We start from the raw sequence: 21,326 nt of genomic DNA, 5'->3' as shown, positions 1-21,326 counted from the left end.
AATAATGCAAATGCCACAAATGGCGAAAAACGTTTTCATGCGCGGCTTTATCGCCTCGCCCAGTGTTGCCGTCAAGTCGCAACTTTCGGCAAAAGAGTCGTTGGACCAGAGGTAATTGAGGGCCGAAACATTTTATTAAACATGTCGGCACAGTCATGAAACATTCGCCGGCTAGTTCACCAGACGTCACGATTCGGTCAGATTCGCCCGGCACACGCAGACACGAAAATGTTACCAGGGAAGAGAAGCATGTCTCGAAGCAAGCAAGATACCAGCCGCGCCCAGCAACCGGCGCTGGCCAATCACTACCGGGCGATCGGCCCGGCCGCGATTGTCGCAGCCCTTTTGCACACCGCAAAAAAGAAGAAGCCGGCGCCGAAGATCGTGTCGCCGCGCGCTGCCTGAATTGGCATGCCGCTGGCCGTTGCCGGCGTGAGGGCGTCAATCAGCGCCCTGAAATAACAGCCTCTGCTAAAAAAGCGTCATCTGAGTGTCGTCCGCGCCAGGCTTCTGGCGCCTGACTTTCCCCGGCTCCGGCCCAACGACACCTCTCTCCTGAATCTCCGGTCTGGTGTTGGCGACCTTGTTGACAAGGTCGGATACCGGAATTGCCTCGAAGAAGTCTGGCTGCGCCGGCCGTAGCAGGTCGGCCACGTCACGCGGTTCGAGCGCGCGGCAATCCAGCCAGCGGGCGAAATCCTCAGGCGCGATCACCACCGGCATGCGGTCATGGATGTGGGCGATGTCGGCATTGGCATTGACGGTCAGGATGGCGCCGGTGTCCATTTCCGAACCTCCCGGCTCGGCATAGGTCTCGATCAGCCCGGCGAAGGCGACCAATCCGCCATGCCTCGGCCGTATCCAGTAGGGCTGCCCCTTCTTGCCACCGGTTTGGCGCCATTCGTAGAAACCAGAGGCAGGCACCAGAGCGCGACGGTGGCGCATGGCGGCTTTGAACGAAGCCCTTTCGGCCGCCCCTTCCGAGCGGGCGTTGAACAGCAACGGAAACTCGCGCGTGTCCTTTACCCAGGTGGGAATCAGGCCCCAACGCGCCAACATCGGCTGCCGGTCGGGCAGGTTCGAGCCTGGCGCCTGCGGCAGACCGGCGAGCGCCATCAGGATCGGCTGCGTTGGCGCGATGTTGTAGCGGGCCGGAAAGTCCTCAAGCTCCGCCAGACCGAGAAAGGCGGCGGTGCGCTCCGGCGTGGCGGTCAGGGCAAAGCGTCCGCACATGAGGCTAAACTCGCGAATTGGTCCGATGCGAAAGTGGCGATGGAACCGGCGTTGCGCAACCGCTAAAGCTGTTTGTCACCGGCCGTCCACAACGACAGCAGCCGAACCTTCGGGGATCCATGGACGAGATGCGAAAGACACTGCCGGCAGTCTCGGTCGCCGTCGTACGCGGCGACACGGTGCTGCTGGTCAAGCGGGCGCGGCAGCCATCGCAAGGGCTTTATGCCTTTCCGGGCGGCAAGGTCGAGGCCGGCGAGACGCTGGAGCAGGCTGTACAGCGCGAATTGCTGGAGGAAACCGGGCTGCGTGCAACCGCGTATCGCCCGCTGCGCGAAATCCACATCGACGGCAGGAGCGACGGCCATCCGGTCGACTACCTGCTGACCGTGTTCGGCGCCGTCTATGCCGGTGGCGAAGCGGTGGCCAGCGACGATGCCGAGACGGCAGCGTTCTACACGCTCAGTGAGATGATGGCGCTGCCGCTTGCCGATTCGGTATTTGCCGTGGCCGAGGAGCTTGTGGGCATCAGGAATGTCAGGGCTTGAGCCCCGAGAATCGCCTTGCAGGCGACAAATTGTTTGGCCAGAAAGACTTATGACCCGCGCCTCGCTGTTCCTTGCCGCATGCCTCGCCGTCAGCACGGCTGACGCGGCACGCCCGGCTTTGGCCGCCGAATCGCCGTTCGAGCCCGGGCTGATGCGGCTGGCGGAGGTTCTGGGATCGCTGCATTTCCTGCGCAATCTGTGCGGCGAGAAGGGCGACCAGTGGCGTGGCGAGATGGAAAAGCTGATCGATTCGGAGAACCCGGACCCGGAACGGCGCGCCCGCTTCATCGCCAGCTTCAACCGCGGCTACCGCTCCTTCGGCGGCACCTACACGCAGTGCACGGCGTCGGCGACAGAAGCCATCAGCCGCTATATGAAGGAAGGCGAGACGCTGACGCGCGACATCGCCTCGCGCTACGGCAACTGACAGGAACTTAAGGCGGCTTCCCGCCCTGGCGCCGTTCGCCCTCGAACCTCCCCGTCTTGTGTCCGGTGTCGTCTTGGTGCAAACCTTGTGTTGCACTTCTGCAACGGTATTAACGAAACGTTACCGCGCGGATATGGAATTAACTCAAACTGAAGGTTTTCACCCCGCAGGCCGGCCTAATCGGCTAAGTTTGAATCGGATCGAACGCAGGTTTGCTAAAGACGACGCACCTTTTGGAGATCGACCCCAGAAATGTCGTATTTACAAACACTTACTTGGACCTGCGTATAAAAGGGACAGCCCAAGCCTGATCCGCATCTTTCGGATCGTCGCTTGCAAAGGGTGGACATCGCAATGGAACATGGCGTCAGCGACATCGACGCGTTGGTCAGGGAAGAAAAGCGCCTGACCGCAGTGGAAAGCCACAGCGAGGCCTGGGCGGAAGGATTATCGGCTGGAATCGAGCCGGAAATTATCGCCGAGGCAGCACTCGAAACCGCATTCGGCGAGATGTTGCGCGCCAATGGCGAAACCTCGGCCCTTGCCCTGCTCGATCGCATGCGTGAAAAGGTAATCGCTGGCGCCTTCGAACCAGGACGATTGCAGCACTAGACCCGGTTCTTCGACGGCGGCGCGCCACTTGGGCACTCGGCCCAAGGCATCTGGACGAGCCTGGGCACTTGTATGGCCCTAGGCACCTGTAAGGGCCTGAGAACCAAGGAGAAGCAGTCGGTGAATTTTTCGATGTCAGGCAAGCCGCGTGGCTTGATCCTCAGCATCTGGCTCGCCGCTTGCTGCGCCGCTGCACCACTGGCGCTCTGTCTTACCAGCAGCCCAGCCTATGCCTTGAGTGAGATCAAGCGGGACGACCTTCCCTCGCCCGTCGCGCCACCCGCCGCCGACGATATGTCGCCGCCCGGTAGTGCCGTGCCGATGCCCGATCCGCTCGGCACGACGCCACCAGCGGCCGATCAACCGAAGCCTTCCGACGATCCCGAGCAGAGCGAGCCGGAAGGGCCGACCGACGATGGCGGCGTGGCCAATCCGCGTGTCGATCCGGATGCGCCCTTGCCCGAAGTCGTCTACGACCTTTCCAAGCTGCCGGAGCCGGTCAGGCGCATGCACGATCTGATCGTCGAGGCTTGCGTCAGCGGTGACATCGAGAAGCTGAGGCCGCTGATCGGCAAGGGCGATACCATGACCCAGTTGTCGCTGGGCGACATCGACGGCGACCCGATCGCCTTCCTGAAGGGCCTTTCAGGCGACACCGAAGGCCAGGAAATCCTCGCCATCATGGAAGAAGTGCTCAATGCCGGCTATGTCCATATCGACGTCGGCACGCCGCAAGAACTCTATGTCTGGCCGTATTTCTTCGCCCTGCCGCTGGACAAGCTCGACGCCAAACAGCGGGTCGAGCTGTTCAAGATCGTCACCGCCGGCGACTATGACGACATGAAGCAGTTCGGCGCTTACATCTTCTACCGCGTCGGCATCACGCCCGCCGGACAATGGACGTTCTTCGTCGCCGGGGATTGAACGGCACAAGCCTAAGCCGGCAACGCTTCGGCAAACTCCACTGCCCTGCCCTGGCCCGGTGTGACGATCTCGCCGTCCCACATCACACGCTGGCCGCGCACGACGGTGCCGATTGGCCAGCCGGTGACCTCTTTGCCGTCATAGGGCGTCCAGCCGGCCTTCGAGCCAGCCTGCGCGTTGGTGATGGTCTGCCGGCGCTTCAGGTCGACAATGGTGAAATCGGCGTCGTAGCCGGCGGCGATGCGGCCTTTTCTGGCCATGCCGAAGATGCGCTGCGGGCCGTGGCTGGAGAGGTCGACGAAGCGCTGCAAAGTCAGCCGGCCGGCATTGACGTGATCGAGCATGATCGGCACCAGCGTCTGCACACCGGTCATGCCGGACGGCGAGGCCGGATAGGGCTTCGCCTTTTCGGCCAGCGTGTGCGGCGCGTGGTCGGAGCCCAGCACATCGACGATGCCCTGGCCAATGCCGTGCCAGACGCCGTCGCGATGGCGCGCCGCCCGCACCGGCGGATTCATCTGGATCAACGTGCCCAACCGCGCGTAGTCGTCCGCGCTCAGCGTCAGATGGTGCGGCGTCGCCTCGCAGGTGGCGACATCCTTGTGCCGTTCGAGAAACAAAATCTCTTCGGCGGTTGAGATGTGCAGCACATGGATGCGGGCGCGGGTCTGTCGCGCGATGCGCACGAGGCGCTCCGTACAGCGCAGGGCGGCGATCTCATCGCGCCAGACGGGGTGCGATGACGGATCGCCGTCGATGCGCTCGCCAAGCCGCTCGCGCAGCCGGAACTCGTCCTCGGAGTGAAAGGCGGCACGGCGGCGGGTGTTCCTCAGGATCGAGGCGACGCCCTCGTCGTCCTCGACCAGCAGGTCGCCGGTGGACGAACCCATGAACACTTTGATGCCGGCCGCACCCGGCAGCCGTTCGAGCTCGCCAACGTCTTTGGCATTCTCGCGGGTGCCGCCGACCCAGAAGGCAAAGTCGCAATGCATGCGGCCGGAGGCGCGCCGGAGCTTGTCGGCGAGAGCCGCCTCGCTGGTGGTCAGCGGGTTGGTGTTGGGCATCTCGAACACGGCGGTGACGCCGCCGAGCACCGCAGCGCGCGAACCGGTCTCCAGGTCTTCCTTGTGCTCCAGCCCGGGTTCGCGGAAATGCACCTGGCTGTCGATGACACCGGGCAGGATGTGCAGACCGCGGCAGTCGATCGTCTCACCGGCCGAAGCCTGGCCGAGATCGCCTATTGCCGCGACGCGGCCGCCGCTGACGCCGATGTCGCGAAACCCCTCGCCGTCATGGTTGACGACCGTGCCGCCTGTCAGGATGAGGTCGTAGGTCGTGGCCATGTGGCTCCGGTCTCTTGCGGGGGGAGTATCAGCGGCTTACGTAATGGCCGACCGTTTTGCAAGATCAGGCTGCTTTTCACCCATGCCCTTTGCCCTGCTGAGAGACCGCGCCCTCATTTCCGTGTCAGGCCCGGATGCCGAGCATTTTTTGCAAAACATTCTGACCACCGACCTCGACGTGCTCCGCGGCGGCGAGGCAAAGCCGGGGGCGCTGCTGACGCCGCAAGGCAAGATCCTGTTCGATTTCCTGATCTCGCGCGCTGGCGACAATGCTTTCCGCCTCGAATGCCGCACCGAGATATCAGACGATTTCGTGCGCCGGCTGACGCTCTACAAGTTGCGGGCCAAGGTCGAGATTGCCAAGGTCGATCAAGGACTTGTCACCGTCGCCTGGGGAGATGATTCAATCGCCTCACAATCTGATTCAACTGATGTTGCCGATGCGCGCTTCGTCGACGCGGCCGTCAGGCGCGTCTACGGCGGCGGCGCCGAGAATGGCGACCTCGCCGCCTGGCAGGCCCTGCGCATTGCCCATGGCATCGCCGAAAGTGGCAGCGACTATCAACTCAATGACGCCTTCCCGCACGATGTGCTGCTCGACGAGACCGGCGGCGTCGGCTTCAAAAAGGGCTGCTATGTCGGTCAGGAGGTGGTGTCGCGCATGCAGCATCGCGGCACTGCCAGACGGCGGGTGCTGATTGTGCAGGGCGAAAGTCCCCTGCCCGCTCCAGGCACGGAGCTGACGGTCGCCGGGCGGCCGGTCGGCACGCTCGGCTCGACTGCCGGCACGACCGGCCTCGCCATCGCCCGCATCGACCGCGTCAAGGCGGCGCTCGATGCCCGCCAGCCTGTTTTAGCGGGTGGCGTCACCGTCTCGCTTGCCATTCCGGCTTGGGCAAAATTCGACTTTCCCAGGGAAGCCGTCGGCGTGGAGGAAGCCTGATGGCGGCCGATCGCGTCGGGGCGCCACCGCGCGCCTGGCAGCGCATGCTGTCTGGCCGGCGGCTCGACCTGCTTGACCCCTCGCCGCTCGACATCGAGATTTCCGATATCGCCCATGGTCTCGCCCGCGTCGCCCGCTGGAACGGCCAGACCAGCGGTGAGCATGCCTTTTCCGTTGCCCAGCATTCGCTGCTGGTCGAGGCGCTGTTTTCGGAGCTGGTGGCCGAAGCCTCGCCCGACGCAAGGCTGGCGGCGCTGCTGCACGACGCACCGGAATATGTCATCGGCGACATGATCTCGCCGTTCAAATCGGTGATGGGCGGCAGCTACAAGGATTGCGAGCTGCGGCTGCAGCACGCCATCCATCAGCGCTTTTCGCTGCCGCAGGAACTCGGTGCGACGCTGCGCAAGGAGATCAAGCGCGCCGACCAGATCGCCGCCTATTTCGAGGCGACGCTGCTGGCCGGGTTTTCGACCGCCGAGGCTACCGAGTTCTTCGGCCGGCCGCGCGGCTTCAACGCCGAGCGCTTCGATTTCACGCCGCGCTCGGTGACCTGGGCGCAGAATGCCTTCCTCAAGCGGTTCGCGGCGCTTGAAACCAGCCGGCAGGCGGCCGTTGCGGTGCATTCCGGTTCCTGAAAAAACGGTAAATTAACCGGCGTGGCGACAAGTATCCGTGTTTACTCACGGTCTGCAGGCTCGCCTCATGCCCGTCGCTCATACCGAGGTTGGTTCGCCTGTCCCAGGACAGGAGGCCGAAGGTGTGGCCACGCCGCGACGGATCGAGGACGAACTGCGCCAACAGAACGAGCGTTTTTCGGCAGCCGTGGAGAACATGTCGCATGGCCTGTGCATGTTCGATGCCGATGAGCGGATGATCATTTGCAACGGCAACTACCTCGACATCTTCCGCCTCGATGCCGATGTCGTACAGCCCGGCATCCGGTTCTTCGATATCCTCCAGCACAGCGTCGACATCGGCGTCGCCTTCCACAGTGCCGCGGAACTCTATGCCATCCGCAAGCCCTATATCGACCAGGCAAAAGCCTCGACCTACGAGGAGAAGCTGTCGGACGGACGCGTCATCAACATCACGCACCGGCCGCTGGCGCGGGGCGGCTGGGTGTCGATTTATGAAGACATCACCGAGCAGCGGCGCGCCGAGCTGGAGCTGAAGGAGCAGCATCGCCGCTTCGACGCGGCGCTCGCCAACATGTCGCAAGGCCTGTTGATGTATGACGCCGACGGCAAGATGATCGTGCGCAATGAGCGCTTTCTGGAGCTCTATCAGGTCAACGCGGCCGACTTCCCGTTCGGAACGACGCACCGCGACGCGCTCGAAAAACTGCTGGAACTGGGCATCTACACCAAGATCGACGTCGACAGCGAAGTCACCAAGACCGAAGCCTGCCTGAAGGCGACGAAAACGCATTCGGCATATCGCCATCTTACGGATGGCAGGACGCTTCTGGTCACGCGGCGGCTCATGAGCGGCGGCGGCTGGGTAACGACGTTCGACGACGTCACCGAGCGCCAGCTTGTCGAAGAGCGTATGACCCATCTTGCGCATCACGACACGCTGACCAACCTGCCCAATCGTTCGATGTTCCGCGAACGGCTCGACCGCGCCTTGAGCGAGGCCAAAGGCACACCGCTGGCGATCTTCTCGCTCGACCTCGATCGCTTCAAGGCCGTGAACGACACCTGGGGTCACCCGGCCGGCGACTGGCTGCTGAAATGCGTGGCTGAACGGCTGCAGCGCTGCCTGCGCAACGAAACCGATGTCGTCGCCCGGTTCGGCGGTGACGAATTCGCCATCATCCAGTTCAACCCCAAAGGTGCTGCCGACGCCGAGAAACTGGCAAAGCGCATCGTCGACATCATCGGCAAACCGTTTCGCGACAAAAGCCGTGACATGCATATCGGCATCAGCCTCGGCATCGCGCTTTACCCCAATGACGGCGAGGATGCCGACACGCTGCTGAAGAACGCCGACATGGCGCTCTACCGGGGCAAGAGCGAAGGCCGCAACGTCTATCGTTTCTTCGAGCCGGGCATGGACGCGATGGTGCGGGCGCGGCGGGCGCTTGAAAGCGACCTCGAAGCGGCATTGCCGCGGCGCGAATTCGCACTGGATTTCCAACCGATCATGAACATCGCCTCTGGCGACATCGTCGGCGCCGAAGCCCTGATGCGCTGGCATTCGCCGGCCCGCGGCCTGGTGGCGCCCGACGACTTCATTGCGGTCGCCGAAGAGACCGGGCTGATCGTGCAGCTGGGAGACTGGGCGTTGCGAAAGGCCTGCACGGTGGCAGCGGCCTGGCCGAACGGACTGCGCATCGCGGTCAATGTCTCGGCGGTGCAGATCAAGAGCGGCGGCTTTGCCCGCAGCGTCATCTCGGCGCTGGCATTTTCCGGCGTCCCGGCCAACCGGCTCGAACTGGAAATCACCGAGACGGTGCTGATGGACGAAAGCGACACGGTGCTGAAGACGCTCAGGCAGCTACGCGATCTGGGCATCCGCATTGCCCTCGACGATTTCGGGACCGGCTATTCCTCGCTCGGCTATCTCAGGCGCTTCCCCGTCGACAAGATCAAGATCGACCGCTCCTTCATCCGCGACATCGACAGCCACGACACGGCGGCGATCGTGCGCACCATCATCAGTCTTGGCCAGGAGCTTGGCATCACCGTTACCGCCGAAGGCGTCGAGACCGAAGCCCAACTGGACACGCTGCGCAGATATGGCTGCGTCGAGGCGCAGGGCTATCTGATCGGCGTGCCGTCGAAGGTGGCGGACATCAATCGTCTGATGAAAACCAGCGTGGCGCTCAGCCAATCCGGTTGAGCGCCATGTCAGCCAGCCCGCCTGAACATCCCCGGCGTCATTCCGTGCGCCGCACGGAAAATGCGGGAGAGATGGCTCTGGTCCGAGAAGCCGGCGGCAAAGGCAGCATCGGCGAGACTTGAGCCCTGCTGGATCAGCAGGTTGGCGCGGCGCAATTTTCGATCGCGGATGAATGCCGCCGGGGTGAGACCCACCAATTTCCTGAAATCCCTGATCACCTGGAACCGGGTCACGCCGGCAGCTTGAGCGAGCCGTTGCAGGTCGAGTTCGGCGCTGAGGTTGTCCTCGATGACCTGCTCGTAGATCGAGAGCCTTGTCCGCGACCCGAAACTTTCAACCGCCTCGCGCTGGCGGCCGCCCCAATCGCCATAGCGAAGAATGAGTTTGCGCAAGGCGATGAGCATGGATGTTTCGGCGCTCGTGGCGTCACCGGATGTCGAACCCTGATGCGCCATGGCGACCGTCTGGACGAGGTCGCCGTCATCGATGATCGCTTGTGAAAACAGCGGCGCACGATCTTGCCCCAGTTCCGCGGCGACCGTGCTCATCAGCGAGACCGAGGGATAGAAGGTCCGGTAGGCCCAGCCTGCATCGGCGCCCGCCTCGCCGTCATGCCACACTTCGGGATTGACGATCAGCACCGTGCCGGCCGGCGCGACCACGGTCTGGCTTCCGATGCGGACGCGCTCGCTGCCTTGCGTGATCAGCGCGATGACGTAGGTCGGATGCGTGTGCAGGTCATAGCGATGCCGGGTGAAGCGCGCCTTGAGCATGCCGAGATCGCGAAAATGCGGGTGACGCCAGAACTGCGTCCTCTCTGCCTTGGGATCCGGAATTCTCGACATGGTCAATCCTGTTCAAGACGCTGCCGATCCAACGCTCTATTTCCCTGCGACATCATCGACCCGAACCGCGCCGACTTTAAGTCGGCCAGGAAGGAGAGCGCAATGCTGCACAATGACCCCGTCGCTGCCCTCACACCGGAGGTGATCGCCTGGCGGCATCATATCCATGCCAATCCCGAACTCAGCTTCAACGAGCATGAGACCGCGCGCTTCGTTGCCGACCGGCTGCGCGCCTTTGGGCTCGACGAAGTCCATGAAGGGATTGGCGGCACCGGCGTGATCGGCGTTCTCAGGAGCGGATCAGGCTCGCGTGCGATCGGGCTGAGGGCCGAGCTGGATGCCTTGCCTGTCTTGGAGAAGACGGGATTGCCCTACGCTTCGAAAATGCCAGGCGTGATGCATGCCTGTGGCCATGACGGTCACACATCGATGTTGCTCGGCGCTGCAAAATTGCTGAGCGACAGCCGCGCCTTTGACGGAACCGTCTATTTCATCTTCCAGCCAGCGGAAGAGAATGAGGGCGGCAGCATGCGGATGATCGAGGATGGGGTTTTCGAGCGTTTTCCGGTGGAAGGCGTCTACGCCGTCCACAACTGGCCAGGCGTGCCGCTGGGGACGATTGCCACGCGTGCCGGTCCGATGATGGCGGCCGTCGACAATTTCGAACTGAGCTTCGAGGGCACCGGCGCGCACGCCGCCATGCCGCAACTCGGCGATGACCCGATCCTCGCAGCCGGAGCTTTCGTCCAAGCTGTCCAGCGCATCGTCAGCCGCGCCGTCGATCCGCAGACGGCGCTGGTCGTCTCGATCACGCAAATCCATGGTGGCAATGTCGGCAACATCGTGCCGGGCAAGGTCTGGCTGCAAGGAACCTGTCGCTTCTTCGAGCCCGCGCTGTCGGACCATTGCGAAAAACTCATTGGCGAGATCGCGCAGGGGATCGCCGCTGCACATGCCCTCGCCAGCAAGCTCACCTACAGGAAAGGCTACCCGCCGGTGATCAACACCGCCGCGGCGACAGCGCGAGCCGTCCAGGCCGCTGCCTCCGTCGTCGGCCGCGAGCAGGTCGAGACCGAATTCAACCCGAGCCTGGGCTGTGAGGATTTCGCCTACATGATTCGGGAAGCCGGCGGCTGCTATGCATGGATCGGGGCTGGCGATGTCGGACCCGGCGAAGGGCTGCACGGCGATCGCTACGTCTTCAACGACGCGATCGTTCCGATTGTGCTCAGCTATTTCGTCACCCTCGTCGAGCAGACGCTGCCGCAGACGGTCTGACTGCAGCAGTCAACGCAGCGTCTCGATGTATTTTTCATGGAAGCTGACATAGCCGGGCTCAACCACCTTGAGATGGCGCTCTATCAGGGCATGAAACTGCGGCAGCTGATGGAAAGGCACGCCCGGATAGGCATGATGCTCGGCATGAAAGGGCATGTTCCAGGCGAGCTTGCGGACCAGCCAGTTGGTCAGCGTCGTCCTGGTGTTCTCCAGCATGTTGGCGACCAGCGGGCAGCGGCCATGCTCGGCCAGCAGGTAGAGCCGCAGGAAAGGCTGTCCGAGCAGCGCCGGCACGATCCAGACATAGAGCAGCACCGTCGCCTTGAACCATAGCGCCAGCACAAGCACGACGGCATAGAAGGCGATCATGGCGCGCGCCTCGGCGCGCACCTTGGGGTGGCCCTTTGGCGGCACGTAGCTGCCGCTGCATCGGCCGGTGGCGTTGACGTAGAGCGTCTGGAGATATCCCCACCACAGCGGAATCCCGGAGACGTGGATCAAATACTGCCGCCATGTTTCAGGCTTCGGAAGGGCCAGCTCGGGATCGTTTTCCGGGTCCTGGGTGAAGCGGTGATGAGCGAAATGGAAATAGCGGAACCAGTCGGCCGGCAGCGCGATTGCGAGGCTGGAGACGCGCGCCACGACGTCGTTCAGCCGCTGCGTCTCGAAGGCGGTGCGATGCACCGTCTCGTGCAGCAGCGTGAACAGGAAGACGATCAATATGCCTTGCGGCAGCATCAGCAGCGGCCAGAACGGCACTTTGGCGGCGATCAGCACGCCGAGGACGATGATCGCACTCCAATGGGCGGCGAGTTGGACCAGTCCAAGGCGATCCGACTTGGCGGTCAGCTGGTCGCGCTCCTGCTGCGTCAGCGACGCGATCACGTCGCGGTGGTCCCTGGGTTCATTTTGAACTGATGTGTTCATGGACCCAAGTTACTCCAACAAGAAACCTTTCGAAAAACGAGGATTTCTGCAAAATAGGTAAGCTGAGCTTATCTATTGGATTGACAATGGCCATGCTTCCATCGCTGAAAGGACTTCAGGCTTTCGAGGCGGCTGCCCGCTCGGGCAGCTTTGCAGCGGCGGCGGAAGAACTCTCGATCTCGGCGGCCGCCGTCAGCCAACTCATTCGCACCGTCGAGGAGCAGATGGGCCGCAAGCTTTTCCATCGGGTCAACCGGCGCGTCGTCCTCACAGAAGCCGGCGTCGAGATGCTGCCCAGGTTGAGCATGGCCTTCCAGGAGATCGGCAGCGTCTCGCGTGAGCTGGGCGGCGATGCGTTCCGCCCCAGGCTGGTGGTGTCGGTGCCGCCATCGATGGCGATGGGCTGGCTTTCCCGGCGTCTCGCCGGCTTTGTCGCAAGCCATGGCGCTGTCGACATATCGCTCCGAGGCGACGACGACCCGGTGTCGTTCGACCGCGAGTTGATCGACATCAGGCTCTCCTACGGCCCGCATTATCGCGACCAGCCGACGCAGGACATCGTCAGGGACGCCGTCTATCCGGTGTGCGCGCCAGGCCTTGTCGGTGAGATCATGCCGGACAGCCTCGCCGGCCTGCAGCTGATCCATACGGATTGGGGGCCGACCGGCGCGTCCTTTCCATCCTGGCGCAACTGGTTCGAGGCGGGCGGGGTTGCGCCCGGCCGGGCCACACAGCGCGGCCTCTCGGCCAACTCGTCGCGGGCAGCGCTCGACCTTGCCATTTCGGGGCTGGGTGTGGCGCTGGCGCAAGGCGTCTTTTGCGCCGAGGCGGTGGAGGATGGCGGGCTGATCAGGCCGGTCGCCCGCTCGATCGAGCTGCGCCAGTCCTATTGCCTGACGATCCCGGAACGCAGCGCAAGGCGCGATGTGGTGGCGGCTTTCCGCACATGGCTGATCGACGAATGCCTAAAATCGGTGGGGTCGCTGGCGCTCCGGTGATGGCTTGCGGCCGTTCAGAGGTGCCCGCTCAATGCCACCACCATGTCCTTGCTCGTTGCCACGGGAACGATCTCGAATTCCACCAGATCCGCCCATTCGATGACCCAGCGCTGCAGCAGCGTGACGTCATCGGCCTCCACCAGCAGGAAGCAGCGGCTCATATCCGCCGCGATCCAGCTGTGGTGCACGACAAGCTCGTCCGGCTTCAGGCGGCCGCGGTCGCGGAAGCGGCGATAGATCACCTTGCGATCGCAGCCGGTAAAATCCTCGATCACGATGAAAAGCATTTTTCCCCTCGGTGAATTACCGCCCGGGACGGTCGAGCCGCTCCAGGAACCATTGCGTCAGCCGCACCCAGACCTCGTCCTTTTCGCCGGAATCCTCCCAGCCATGGTCGAGATTGGGATTGTCGTTGACCTCGATGACGAAGACACCGTCCTTGGTCTCCTTGAGGTCGACGCCATAGAGGCCGTCGCCGATGCAGCGCGCCGCCTTGACCGCCGTCTCGACGACATGGGCGGGCGCTTCCTTCAGCGTGAAGGTCTTGATGCCGCCCTGGTCGGGCTTGCCGTTGGCCTTGTGGTTGACGATCTGCCAGTGCTTCTTGGCCATCAGATAGTGCACGGCAAACAGTGGCTGGCCGCCAAGCACGCCGACGCGCCAGTCATATTCGGTCGGAATGAATTTCTGCGCGATCAGAAGGTCGGAATCCTCCAGCCACTCGGTCGCCAGCTGCTTCAGCTCCTCGAAGGTTTCGCATTTCTTGACGCCGCGCGAAAACGAGGAATCCGGGATCTTCAGCACCAGCGGGAAACCCAGCGTCTGCGCCGCCACTTCGAGGTCGGAAATGCCGGCGATCATAACCGTCGGCGGCACCGGCACCTTGTTGTAGGTCATCAGCTCGTTGAGATAGACCTTGTTGGTGCAGCGGATCATCGACAACGGGTCGTCGATGACCGGCATGCCTTCCTGCTGGGCGCGGCGGGCGAAGCGATAGGTGTGGTTGGAGATCGAAGTGGTCTCGCGGATGAACAGCGCGTCGTAGTTGGCAAGCTTGGCCAGATCCTTCCTGGTGATCGGTTCGATTTCGACGCCCATCTTTTCGGCGATCTTGGCCCAGTAGCGCAGTGACGAAATCTCCGACGGCGGCAGTTCCTCATGCGGATCGACCAGCGTGGCGAAGGTGTAGCGCGCCGGCGTGCGGCCCTTGGTGTCGCGCCACTCGCGGTTGGTGTAGGTCTCCAGGCACTGGATGAAGTGTTTTTCTTCTTCCTCGGTCATCCTGGCCAGCGGATGAAAGCCGATCTTGCGGATCGAGGCCCATTCGGCGCTGTCCTTGATGTGGACCTCCAGCGCTGGCGCGCGGAACCAGTCGAACAGGAGTTTGGCGAAGCGGTCCCAGATCTTGGACGGGCCAATGCCGAAGAAGATGCAGACCTTTTGCGGAAAAGCGCCGCCGAGATCCTTGCGGCATTTGTTGAGCGCCAGTTCCAGTTCCGGCAGCGCGTGCTCGTAGAGCTTGCGCTCCGACAGGTCGATCATGGTCTCGACCGTCGGGATGACCTTGTGACCACGCGAACCAGCGAGCAGCGAGGCATAGTAGCCGCGGCTCTGGTAGCCGTAATTGTTGGACAGGTTGATGACCTTCGGCCGCTGGCCGCGAAACAGCGACGGATGCGCAAGGTAGTCGCGGTTGGTGATGATCTTGTGCGGCGTCGCCACCTGGTCGAGATCGCTCTGCCGGCCGGTAAGGATGACCCAGGTCATTGTTGTCAGCGCCTTCCCAGAGTGATGGCGGCTCGCAGTCCGTCGCGGCCGAACTGCGCCATGTTCATGAAGATGCCGTAAGGCACGGGAATGTTGGCGGCATCAAGGATGGTCTCCTGTCTCTCGTCCTCGACCCAGGGATCGTGGATCAGGATATGGTCGCCATCGTCGCCGATGGCCAGCACCCAGTGCGGAACCTTCTTGCCGAACATCAGGAAGCCGCTGATCAGCACCAGCACCAGTTTTCCCTCCGCGATCGCGCTGCGGATATCGTCAATGGCGAACGGACGGTAATTCACCGGGATGCCGTATTGTTCCGCCCGGCGGCGAAAGTCGACCTGCGCCAGTTCCATTACCCGGCGCTTGTCATCGCTGCGCACCGACTGCAGGAACAGCGCGCCGTAGAATGAGACGTAGATTTCCGCCGAAAGCCCGCTTTCATAGCCGGAGACGGCGAGGCCGAACGGCTCACAGCCGCCTGGTCCAGACATCATGAAAACGGTGGTCGACTCGCGCCATAGGCGAATTTCCATGATCGGATCAGGCACGAAGCCGGCATCGAAATTGGCCATCGCCATCATCAGGCAGCAAGGGCCGCAGGTGAATTCGCAGGTCTGCTGGTAGAACGGCACCTGGGTGGCGACCGGGATGTCGCCGCGCAATGTCTTTTCGTAGCGCAGCGCCGTGGCGCCGTCCTCGTAATATTCAGGTTCACGGCCGATCTTGCGATAGCCGCTCTGCTCGTAGATGCGGATGGCTCGAGCGTTGTCCTCGCGCACCTCGAGGCGAAGCATCATGCGGTCGTGCTCGAAGGCGGCCTCCTCGGCCTTCTCAAGCAGCATGCGGCCAATGCCGCGGCCACTGAAAAAGGGGCTGGTGGCGATGGAATAGAGCCGGGCGACGCCGCTGCCCTTGCGAAACAGCACAACCGCATAGCCGGCGACACGGCCGTCGTCTTCGGCGACCAGCATTTCGGCGGTCTCGCGCTCGATCAACAGGCGAAAGGAGCGGCGGGAAATGCGGTCGCTATCGAAAACGGCCTTCTCGATGGCGGCGAGGTCATCGACGTCGGACGCGCGGGCCGTGCGAATCTCGGCAGGCATGCGGGCTCAGAAAACCTCGATTGGGTTGTAGAAAAGGCCCTGGTCGAAAACGTCGCAAACACCAGCCGAAACACCGGCATTCATCAATGCGCTATCGCACCTCGATTAGGGCCGAATTGTGACAGTTTCTCTATAGGTCTGGCGGTGCAAATACTCTGAACAGTATCCGTCTTGCGATACTGGCACCGACTTCGGAAAACGGCACGGTTCAGCTGGCCAGACCGGCCAGAAGCTGGCCGTAGGCGCTCTTGGCCACGGCGGCCAGCCGCTCACGCGGCAACGAGCCGACGACGGCGCAGGCATAACCCTTGTCCAGCCAGTAGACAGCCTCGGGCCCATCGGCGTCCACCATGTAGGTGCCCTTGCTCTTCTCGGCCGATTCGGCGGTGACGAACAGCGATATGCGCTCGCCCTTGGCGTCCTCGTATAGCAGCATGGCCGCCTTGCCCTGGCCGGCAGGCAACAGCCGGCCGCCGACGAGTTGGAAGCCTTCGGCCACCAGATCCGGCGCCACCAGTTTCAGGCCGACCCGATTGGACAGCCAGGTCTGCAGATGATCCTTGTCGCTGGCCGGCACTTCCACCGCGTGGCGCTGTTCGGCGGCATAGATGACATGGGCGGCGATTGCCTGTTCGGCAAGCTGGTCGTCGGCCGAATCTCCAAGGCCAATTCCGTCGATGCCGGCGAAATAGCCGCCAGCACCGCCAAGGACCAGAACCGCGGCGGCGGCGGCGGCAAGCCACCAGCGCGAGCGCGGCACGGCCACTCTTGCCGGCGCATCGCCGAGCACGATTTGCCTGAGCCGCGCCGGCACAGGCTCGTCGAGCACACCGGCGAAGGCGGCGCGCAATGCGGCGCGGTCCGCGGTGAAGCGGGCGCTTCTCGCCTTCATTTCGGGATTGGCATCGAGCCAGGCGTCGTAAGCCATGCGTTCGTCGCCCGGCAGTTCGCCGTCGAGAGCCATGTGGATGTCGCGTTCGGAAAAATCGCGGCGGGTCATTTCTCGACGATCCTTATCGAGCGGCGGCGCGCCGTGTCGTCCAGCAGCCCGCGCAATTCCTCACGCCCGCGCGCAATGCGCGACATCAGCGTGCCGGCGGGCACACCAAGAATGTTGGCGGCTTCGGCATAGGAAAAGCCCTCGATGGCGACCATGACAAGTGCGGCACGGCGATCGGGGCTGATCGCCTGCAAGGCGTCAATGATTTCGCGCGAGGCGATGCTCTCGACCTGCTCGGCGGGGGCGGCCTGCGCCTCGCCCGCTTCCAGCGGCAGCATCGCGGCCTCGCCGCGTCGGTTCACCTTGCGCATCTGGTCGATGAACAAATGATGCATGATCGTAAACAGCCACCTCCTGGGGCTTTCTCCTGTCTGCCAGTTGTCGAGCCGCATAAGCGCCCGCTCGAGACAGTCCTGAACGAGATCGTCGGCAGAATCGCGGTCGCGCAAAAGCGAGCGTGCGTAGCGGCGCAGTCGCGGTATTTCGCCAAGGATTGCTGCCTTCTTTTCGTCCATGACCGCTGGTTCTGAGGTCGCCTTTGTTGATCCCAATTCAACGCGCGTTCGAAGCGCGGCGCAAGCGGCCAGCGCGAAGCGGTCTGCCGCCCCGGTCACCCAAGCAATGAGATAACGATGCCGGCTGCCGATTTATTCCCGGCCGGACTGAAAATCTTATTGTTCTTGCTTGCCTTTATCCGTTTTCCTTCGCCGCCCGCGTCAGCAGCCGCTGATAGAAGAGGCCGATGCCGATCAGCACCGCCCCCAAACCGATGAAGGACAGCGCCCGCAGCACGCCTTCCAGCTCCGACATGTCGAATACGAAGACCTTCAGCACGGCGATCGAGATCAGTGCAGCCGAGGCGATGCGCAGCACCTGCGATTTCAGCCAGACGCCGGTGGTGAGCAGCGCCACGCCGATGACCAGCCAGAGTGCCGAATAGGTGTAGGTTTCAAGCTGACCGAGGCCGCTCCACAGGCCGATGAACTCGCCCTTGAACAGGCGCCTGACCGACAGCGTGGGATAGGCGAAGGCAAGCGCAGCCGCCACCAGCGCCAGCATTTGCGCATACCATTTCGGCCGCTTGTCCCTGGCGTAGAGCGCCAGTCCGCCGGCAGCGACCGCCGGCAGGAGATAGGCGAGGAACAGCAGGTTGAACACCGGGATGCGGCCTGTCGATTCGTCGGTGAACAAAGGATTCAGCACCACGAAATGCCGGATAACGATGAAGGCGACCGAGACCACACCGGCGGCCATCGAACCATAGCGCAGCACCGAGCTTGGCGAGCGCATGTCGATGGCGACCAGGATGGCGCCGGCGCCGATGGCGATCAGCGTGTAGATGGCCTGTTCGGCGAGCGTCATCGCACCCGTGTCGATGACGCCGCCATGCATGGCGTGGCGCACCAGCATGGCGACGGTCAGCAGCGCAAACAGCGCCGCCGCCGCTTCCATGGCGAGGCGCGGCCGGCCATTGGTGGTGCGGGCAAGCTGCCAGGCGGCAAAGCCGAAGGCGAGCGCCGGCACGCCATATCCCGGTAGCAGCCAGTTGAACACCGGCGTCGTCGACAGGAATTGGGCGCCGACGATGGTCGGATCGAAAGCGACACGGCCGAGCACGGCGATCACAGCGCCGACCGAAATCCAGCCGAGCACCGGAAAGCTGCGCCATCGCGTCGCCAGCGCCGGCACAATGGCCGCGACACCGAGCAGGATGGTGGTCCAGCCGGAGCCGAAGGCCATGTGCAGCATCAGCAGTCCGGCGATTGCCGCTCCACCAAGCGCGAACGACACGGCGGGGCCGCCCTGTAGCGGCGGCGCCTCACCGCGCGCGATCCACTCGCCGCCGGCGGCGAAGACCGCGACCAGAAGTGCGGCGGCCGCTGCATAGCCAAGATCGCGATCGAGATTGCCGAAGGTGAACCACAGCGCCAGCAGAATGACCAGCGGCGCGATCACGCCCCACGCCGCCCAGGAGGCGGCGCGGACCTGCGCCGACGCGACGAAGCGGCGTGCGGCCCAGAAACCTGCGCCGATGAAGACCAGGCCGAGGCCGAGGCCGATGTGCAGCGTCCAAGGGTTTCCGGCCGCCACCGGCAGGCCGTCAAAGCCCAAATTGCCTTGGGACAAACCGGAGCCGATGGTGGTGGGCGGAATGATGCCGAGATAGATCATTACGCTCACCACGCCGGCGGCATGCAGCAGCGGCAAAGCACGCGGCCTATAGAGCGCGGTGGCGACAAGGGCGACGAGGACAGACGCGCCCGGCACAGCATCGCCGGCGGCGACAAGGGTGGAGTCGACGGACAGGCCCAGCGCCGAAAACGCAACGAAAACGCCCGGCACGATCGAAGGCCAGTCGAAGCCATTCTTCGCAGTTTCCGCCTCGCCGACACGACTGCCCAGCCAGATGAAGGCAAGCGCCGCCAGCGTCACCGCATTGATGAACAGAATGACGGCAAGCTCGGCGGCGGGCGCGCTCATCATGTAGGCGATGGTCCAGGCGCCGGTGCCGAAGAAGGCGGCCGCCATCAGCAATTTCCAGTCTCGCATGCGGGCGATCACGGCAGTGGCGGCCAGCACGATCGCGAGATAGACGAACAGCGCCCATGGATTTGGCGCCTGCGAGGAGACAAGCGCCGGCGTCGCCATCGAGCCGACGAGGCCGATGCCGGCCAGCGCCTGGCCGTGGACGAGAGCGGCGACAATCGTCGCCACGCCGATGGCGCCAAGCACGGTGAAGGCGAAGGCCGGACCGACGAAACCGTAAATGGCGTGCGCAGCGTAGACCGTGCCGAACAGGATGAAAGCGCCGGCCGCAGTCAGGATCGCCGGGATGTATGCGCCGGCAGCGCCTTGCACCGGCACCTTGAAGCCGGTTCGCCTGATGAACTCGCCGCCGGCAATCAGCACCAGACCGAGCACCGCGGCCATGGCAAGCCGCACCTCGGGGCCAAAAATGCCGGCTTCGATGGTGTAGCGGATCAGGAACAGGCCACCCAGCGCCAGCGCGATACCGCCGACCCAGACCGCCCAGCGCGTGCCGAGTGCCGTTTCGATGTCGGGTTTTTGCGCGGCTTTGGCCGCTGCCGCCGGTTTGGCAGGCTCGGCTGCGACCGGTGCCGCGTCGCCGGACCATGGTCCGGAAACGACCTCGGCAGTGCCGGATTCAGCTGTCGCTGGTGCTTGGCCCGCCTCGCTCACCGGTGGCGTAGCCAGGTCGGCAATGACTGCAGCTGCCGGAGCTGGGTCCGCCGGCTTGCCTTCGGCTGCTGTCTGTTCGGCCGGTTTGACCTCTGGCAGCACGGCATGCGCGCCTGACAGAACCAGGCTGCGCAGCGCGCCGAGTTCGCGCTCGATCAGGCCGATGCGGCTCTGCTGGCGCGAGACGATGACGAACATCGCGATGATGACGACAAGGCCGATCAGGCTCTCAAACATGGCGGTTCCCCCAAACCAGGCCAGTTGTCACTGACATTCAAATGCGGCGGCCAAACGGCCAGAAAAATTCAGCGCGCCGCCAGGTTGGCGGCTGGAAAGATCGAGCATGTTTCGGTGCCGAAAGCCAGCAGCTTGCCATTGGCATCTTTCAGCGTCGCTTCCGACACCGCGAGCGTGCGGCCCTTCTGAGCGACTTCGCTCATGCGGCGGTTTCTCCGGCTATGGCCTTGCCGCGCGCATGGTGCTTGCGCAGCGCGGCGAGGAAGCCGACGCGGGCGTCGGGCGGCTCGATGCCGCGCGGCTCATAGACATGGCGGGCAAAAAAGAAGCCGATCAGCCGAAACGCATCTTCCACCGCCGCCGGGTCTGCGCGCAGGCCGGAGCCGCGCTGCAGGAAGGCTGGCAGCACCAGCATCTTGTCGTGCCACGGCGCGCCCGCCTCACGCGACACGGCGCGGCCGGATTTCGGCGAGACATAGGCGAGGTCCTGCTTGCTGCCGGTCGCCGCGCACTGGCTGAGATCGAGGCCGAAGCCGAGTTCGTCTAGGATCAGCAGCTCGAAGCGCGCCACCAGTTCGCCGGCGGCGTCCGGGTCGTCGAGATGGACGATCATCACCGCAAGCGTCTCGAACAGGCCGCCATGAGCGTCACGCTCGGGCAACAGGCGCAGATGCTGGGCCATGGTCTGCAAGCCGTAGACAGCGATGGCGCTGTCCATCAGCCGGGCGGCATTCATTTCGATCGCCTCGGCCTGGAAGGTGCCGAGATGCTCGTCAAGCCGCGCGCGCCACAACAGGTCGACGCGGTTGCCGGGCTGCAGGACCGGCTGCTGCTTGCGCGAGCGACCACCGCGCACCAGGCCGAGATGGCGGCCATGCGCGCGCGTCATCACCTCGAGAATGGCGCTGGTTTCGCCATGCTTGCGGGTGCCGAGAATGATTCCCTCGTCGCGCCATTCCATGGCGAGAACTTGTCACCGGTTCGGTGACAAAATCAAGTTTGGCTGCGCTTGGCGCAGGAAATGCAATCGCCGGCGGTTTGGGAAATATCGGAAATCTTTCAGAAATCCCTCGGGATTTTCAAGCCCGCAACCGTC

General features: G+C 63.6%; 22 protein-coding genes. 10 read left to right on the top strand and 12 right to left on the bottom strand.

What is annotated here, in order from left to right:
- Positions 1-249: 249 nt before the first annotated feature.
- The gene (locus tag AC1D0N_RS11890) at positions 250-405 is read left to right on the top strand and encodes a hypothetical protein (protein WP_477243960.1); all 156 of its coding nucleotides are present in this window, start codon (positions 250-252) and stop codon (positions 403-405) included.
- Between the two features lie 66 nt (positions 406-471).
- Here AC1D0N_RS11890 and AC1D0N_RS11885 read toward each other — a convergent pair whose 3' ends face one another.
- Positions 472-1,233 carry an SOS response-associated peptidase gene (locus AC1D0N_RS11885; RefSeq protein ID WP_477243958.1) on the bottom strand — a complete coding sequence of 254 codons (762 nt, stop codon included), beginning with the start codon at positions 1,231-1,233 and terminating at the stop codon, positions 472-474.
- A 119-nt stretch (positions 1,234-1,352) separates the two neighbouring features.
- Here AC1D0N_RS11885 and AC1D0N_RS11880 point away from each other — a divergent pair, with 119 nt between their 5' ends.
- From AC1D0N_RS11880 to AC1D0N_RS11865, 4 genes are all read left to right on the top strand, one after another.
- A complete protein-coding gene (locus tag AC1D0N_RS11880) occupies positions 1,353-1,778 on the top strand; it encodes an NUDIX hydrolase (RefSeq protein WP_477243956.1) in 426 nt (141 codons plus the stop codon).
- A 49-nt stretch (positions 1,779-1,827) separates the two neighbouring features.
- Positions 1,828-2,205 (top strand): TIGR02301 family protein, encoded by a 378-nt coding sequence (locus AC1D0N_RS11875; RefSeq protein WP_477243954.1) that lies wholly within the window; start codon positions 1,828-1,830, stop codon positions 2,203-2,205.
- A gap of 354 nt (positions 2,206-2,559) precedes the next feature.
- Positions 2,560-2,817 carry a hypothetical protein gene (locus AC1D0N_RS11870; protein WP_258603005.1) on the top strand — a complete coding sequence of 86 codons (258 nt, stop codon included), beginning with the start codon at positions 2,560-2,562 and terminating at the stop codon, positions 2,815-2,817.
- 120 nt (positions 2,818-2,937) lie between these two features.
- Positions 2,938-3,741, top strand: a complete 804-nt coding sequence (locus AC1D0N_RS11865; RefSeq protein ID WP_477243952.1) for a hypothetical protein — start codon at positions 2,938-2,940, stop codon at positions 3,739-3,741.
- A gap of 11 nt (positions 3,742-3,752) precedes the next feature.
- Here the strand turns inward: AC1D0N_RS11865 and AC1D0N_RS11860 are convergent, their stop codons facing one another.
- Positions 3,753-5,084, bottom strand: coding sequence for a dihydroorotase (locus AC1D0N_RS11860; RefSeq protein ID WP_477243950.1), 1,332 nt, complete (start codon positions 5,082-5,084; stop codon positions 3,753-3,755).
- An 82-nt stretch (positions 5,085-5,166) separates the two neighbouring features.
- Here AC1D0N_RS11860 and ygfZ point away from each other — a divergent pair, with 82 nt between their 5' ends.
- The 3 genes from ygfZ (at position 5,167) to AC1D0N_RS11845 (ending at position 8,874) form a co-directional block, all read left to right on the top strand.
- Positions 5,167-6,027, top strand: a complete 861-nt coding sequence (ygfZ, locus tag AC1D0N_RS11855) for a CAF17-like 4Fe-4S cluster assembly/insertion protein YgfZ (RefSeq protein ID WP_477243948.1) — start codon at positions 5,167-5,169, stop codon at positions 6,025-6,027.
- Positions 6,027-6,665 (top strand): YfbR-like 5'-deoxynucleotidase, encoded by a 639-nt coding sequence (locus AC1D0N_RS11850; protein ID WP_477243947.1) that lies wholly within the window; start codon positions 6,027-6,029, stop codon positions 6,663-6,665. The genes ygfZ and AC1D0N_RS11850 overlap by 1 nt, the downstream gene beginning before the upstream one ends.
- A gap of 67 nt (positions 6,666-6,732) precedes the next feature.
- Positions 6,733-8,874, top strand: coding sequence for a putative bifunctional diguanylate cyclase/phosphodiesterase (locus AC1D0N_RS11845; protein WP_477243945.1), 2,142 nt, complete (start codon positions 6,733-6,735; stop codon positions 8,872-8,874).
- A gap of 8 nt (positions 8,875-8,882) precedes the next feature.
- On the opposite strand, the gene AC1D0N_RS11840 is transcribed toward AC1D0N_RS11845, so the two are convergent.
- Positions 8,883-9,719 carry an AraC family transcriptional regulator gene (locus tag AC1D0N_RS11840; protein ID WP_477243942.1) on the bottom strand — a complete coding sequence of 279 codons (837 nt, stop codon included), beginning with the start codon at positions 9,717-9,719 and terminating at the stop codon, positions 8,883-8,885.
- Between the two features lie 102 nt (positions 9,720-9,821).
- Between AC1D0N_RS11840 and AC1D0N_RS11835 the strand changes: the two genes are divergently transcribed.
- Complete coding sequence (locus AC1D0N_RS11835; protein WP_477243940.1) at positions 9,822-10,997, top strand: amidohydrolase; 1,176 nt, start codon at positions 9,822-9,824, stop codon at positions 10,995-10,997.
- 9 nt (positions 10,998-11,006) lie between these two features.
- Here AC1D0N_RS11835 and AC1D0N_RS11830 read toward each other — a convergent pair whose 3' ends face one another.
- Positions 11,007-11,924, bottom strand: coding sequence for a fatty acid desaturase family protein (locus tag AC1D0N_RS11830; RefSeq protein WP_477243939.1), 918 nt, complete (start codon positions 11,922-11,924; stop codon positions 11,007-11,009).
- 86 nt (positions 11,925-12,010) lie between these two features.
- Here AC1D0N_RS11830 and AC1D0N_RS11825 point away from each other — a divergent pair, with 86 nt between their 5' ends.
- On the top strand, positions 12,011-12,922 hold the full coding sequence (locus AC1D0N_RS11825) for a LysR substrate-binding domain-containing protein (RefSeq protein WP_477243937.1): 912 nt from the start codon (positions 12,011-12,013) through the stop codon (positions 12,920-12,922).
- A gap of 14 nt (positions 12,923-12,936) precedes the next feature.
- Here AC1D0N_RS11825 and AC1D0N_RS11820 read toward each other — a convergent pair whose 3' ends face one another.
- The 8 genes from AC1D0N_RS11820 to recO form a co-directional block, all read right to left on the bottom strand.
- The gene (locus tag AC1D0N_RS11820) at positions 12,937-13,209 is read right to left on the bottom strand and encodes a DUF3303 domain-containing protein (protein WP_477243935.1); all 273 of its coding nucleotides are present in this window, start codon (positions 13,207-13,209) and stop codon (positions 12,937-12,939) included.
- Between the two features lie 16 nt (positions 13,210-13,225).
- Entirely contained in the window at positions 13,226-14,689 is a 1,464-nt protein-coding gene (locus AC1D0N_RS11815) for a RimK family protein (protein WP_477243933.1), read from the bottom strand.
- Positions 14,690-14,694: 5 nt separating this feature from the next.
- On the bottom strand, positions 14,695-15,792 hold the full coding sequence (locus AC1D0N_RS11810; protein WP_477243931.1) for a peptidase C39 family protein: 1,098 nt from the start codon (positions 15,790-15,792) through the stop codon (positions 14,695-14,697).
- Positions 15,793-16,000: 208 nt separating this feature from the next.
- A complete protein-coding gene (locus tag AC1D0N_RS11805) occupies positions 16,001-16,792 on the bottom strand; it encodes an anti-sigma factor family protein (protein WP_477243929.1) in 792 nt (263 codons plus the stop codon).
- Positions 16,789-17,307 carry a sigma-70 family RNA polymerase sigma factor gene (locus AC1D0N_RS11800; protein ID WP_477243928.1) on the bottom strand — a complete coding sequence of 173 codons (519 nt, stop codon included), beginning with the start codon at positions 17,305-17,307 and terminating at the stop codon, positions 16,789-16,791. Before AC1D0N_RS11800 ends, AC1D0N_RS11805 begins: the two co-directional genes overlap by 4 nt.
- A gap of 175 nt (positions 17,308-17,482) precedes the next feature.
- On the bottom strand, positions 17,483-20,230 hold the full coding sequence (locus tag AC1D0N_RS11795) for a DUF2339 domain-containing protein (protein WP_477243926.1): 2,748 nt from the start codon (positions 20,228-20,230) through the stop codon (positions 17,483-17,485).
- A 68-nt stretch (positions 20,231-20,298) separates the two neighbouring features.
- Positions 20,299-20,433 carry a hypothetical protein gene (locus tag AC1D0N_RS11790; RefSeq protein WP_477243924.1) on the bottom strand — a complete coding sequence of 45 codons (135 nt, stop codon included), beginning with the start codon at positions 20,431-20,433 and terminating at the stop codon, positions 20,299-20,301.
- Positions 20,430-21,191: a DNA repair protein RecO gene (recO, locus tag AC1D0N_RS11785; protein ID WP_477243922.1), complete on the bottom strand. Its 762-nt coding sequence runs from the start codon at positions 21,189-21,191 to the stop codon at positions 20,430-20,432. Before recO ends, AC1D0N_RS11790 begins: the two co-directional genes overlap by 4 nt.
- Positions 21,192-21,326 lie beyond the last annotated feature (135 nt).

The sequence above is a fragment of the Mesorhizobium sp. P2_E10 genome, from assembly GCF_056404235.1.
Note: the sequence above shows the minus strand (reverse complement) of the source record. Positions and strands in the feature narration are given on the sequence as shown.

What these genes read in the sequence shown, in the direction of transcription:
- AC1D0N_RS11890 (WP_477243960.1), top strand. Translation starts at nt 250, where the DNA reads ATGTCTCGAAGCAAGCAAGATACCAGCCGCGCCCAGCAACCGGCGCTG.
- AC1D0N_RS11885 (WP_477243958.1), bottom strand. Translation starts at nt 1,233, where the DNA reads ATGTGCGGACGCTTTGCCCTGACCGCCACGCCGGAGCGCACCGCCGCC.
- AC1D0N_RS11880 (WP_477243956.1), top strand. Translation starts at nt 1,353, where the DNA reads ATGGACGAGATGCGAAAGACACTGCCGGCAGTCTCGGTCGCCGTCGTA.
- AC1D0N_RS11875 (WP_477243954.1), top strand. Translation starts at nt 1,828, where the DNA reads ATGACCCGCGCCTCGCTGTTCCTTGCCGCATGCCTCGCCGTCAGCACG.
- AC1D0N_RS11870 (WP_258603005.1), top strand. Translation starts at nt 2,560, where the DNA reads ATGGAACATGGCGTCAGCGACATCGACGCGTTGGTCAGGGAAGAAAAG.
- AC1D0N_RS11860 (WP_477243950.1), bottom strand. Translation starts at nt 5,084, where the DNA reads ATGGCCACGACCTACGACCTCATCCTGACAGGCGGCACGGTCGTCAAC.
- ygfZ (WP_477243948.1), top strand. Translation starts at nt 5,167, where the DNA reads ATGCCCTTTGCCCTGCTGAGAGACCGCGCCCTCATTTCCGTGTCAGGC.
- AC1D0N_RS11850 (WP_477243947.1), top strand. Translation starts at nt 6,027, where the DNA reads ATGGCGGCCGATCGCGTCGGGGCGCCACCGCGCGCCTGGCAGCGCATG.
- AC1D0N_RS11845 (WP_477243945.1), top strand. Translation starts at nt 6,733, where the DNA reads ATGCCCGTCGCTCATACCGAGGTTGGTTCGCCTGTCCCAGGACAGGAG.
- AC1D0N_RS11840 (WP_477243942.1), bottom strand. Translation starts at nt 9,719, where the DNA reads ATGTCGAGAATTCCGGATCCCAAGGCAGAGAGGACGCAGTTCTGGCGT.
- AC1D0N_RS11835 (WP_477243940.1), top strand. Translation starts at nt 9,822, where the DNA reads ATGCTGCACAATGACCCCGTCGCTGCCCTCACACCGGAGGTGATCGCC.
- AC1D0N_RS11830 (WP_477243939.1), bottom strand. Translation starts at nt 11,924, where the DNA reads ATGAACACATCAGTTCAAAATGAACCCAGGGACCACCGCGACGTGATC.
- AC1D0N_RS11825 (WP_477243937.1), top strand. Translation starts at nt 12,011, where the DNA reads ATGGCCATGCTTCCATCGCTGAAAGGACTTCAGGCTTTCGAGGCGGCT.
- AC1D0N_RS11820 (WP_477243935.1), bottom strand. Translation starts at nt 13,209, where the DNA reads ATGCTTTTCATCGTGATCGAGGATTTTACCGGCTGCGATCGCAAGGTG.
- AC1D0N_RS11815 (WP_477243933.1), bottom strand. Translation starts at nt 14,689, where the DNA reads ATGACCTGGGTCATCCTTACCGGCCGGCAGAGCGATCTCGACCAGGTG.
- AC1D0N_RS11810 (WP_477243931.1), bottom strand. Translation starts at nt 15,792, where the DNA reads ATGCCTGCCGAGATTCGCACGGCCCGCGCGTCCGACGTCGATGACCTC.
- AC1D0N_RS11805 (WP_477243929.1), bottom strand. Translation starts at nt 16,792, where the DNA reads ATGACCCGCCGCGATTTTTCCGAACGCGACATCCACATGGCTCTCGAC.
- AC1D0N_RS11800 (WP_477243928.1), bottom strand. Translation starts at nt 17,307, where the DNA reads ATGGACGAAAAGAAGGCAGCAATCCTTGGCGAAATACCGCGACTGCGC.
- AC1D0N_RS11795 (WP_477243926.1), bottom strand. Translation starts at nt 20,230, where the DNA reads ATGTTTGAGAGCCTGATCGGCCTTGTCGTCATCATCGCGATGTTCGTC.
- AC1D0N_RS11790 (WP_477243924.1), bottom strand. Translation starts at nt 20,433, where the DNA reads ATGAGCGAAGTCGCTCAGAAGGGCCGCACGCTCGCGGTGTCGGAAGCG.
- recO (WP_477243922.1), bottom strand. Translation starts at nt 21,191, where the DNA reads ATGGAATGGCGCGACGAGGGAATCATTCTCGGCACCCGCAAGCATGGC.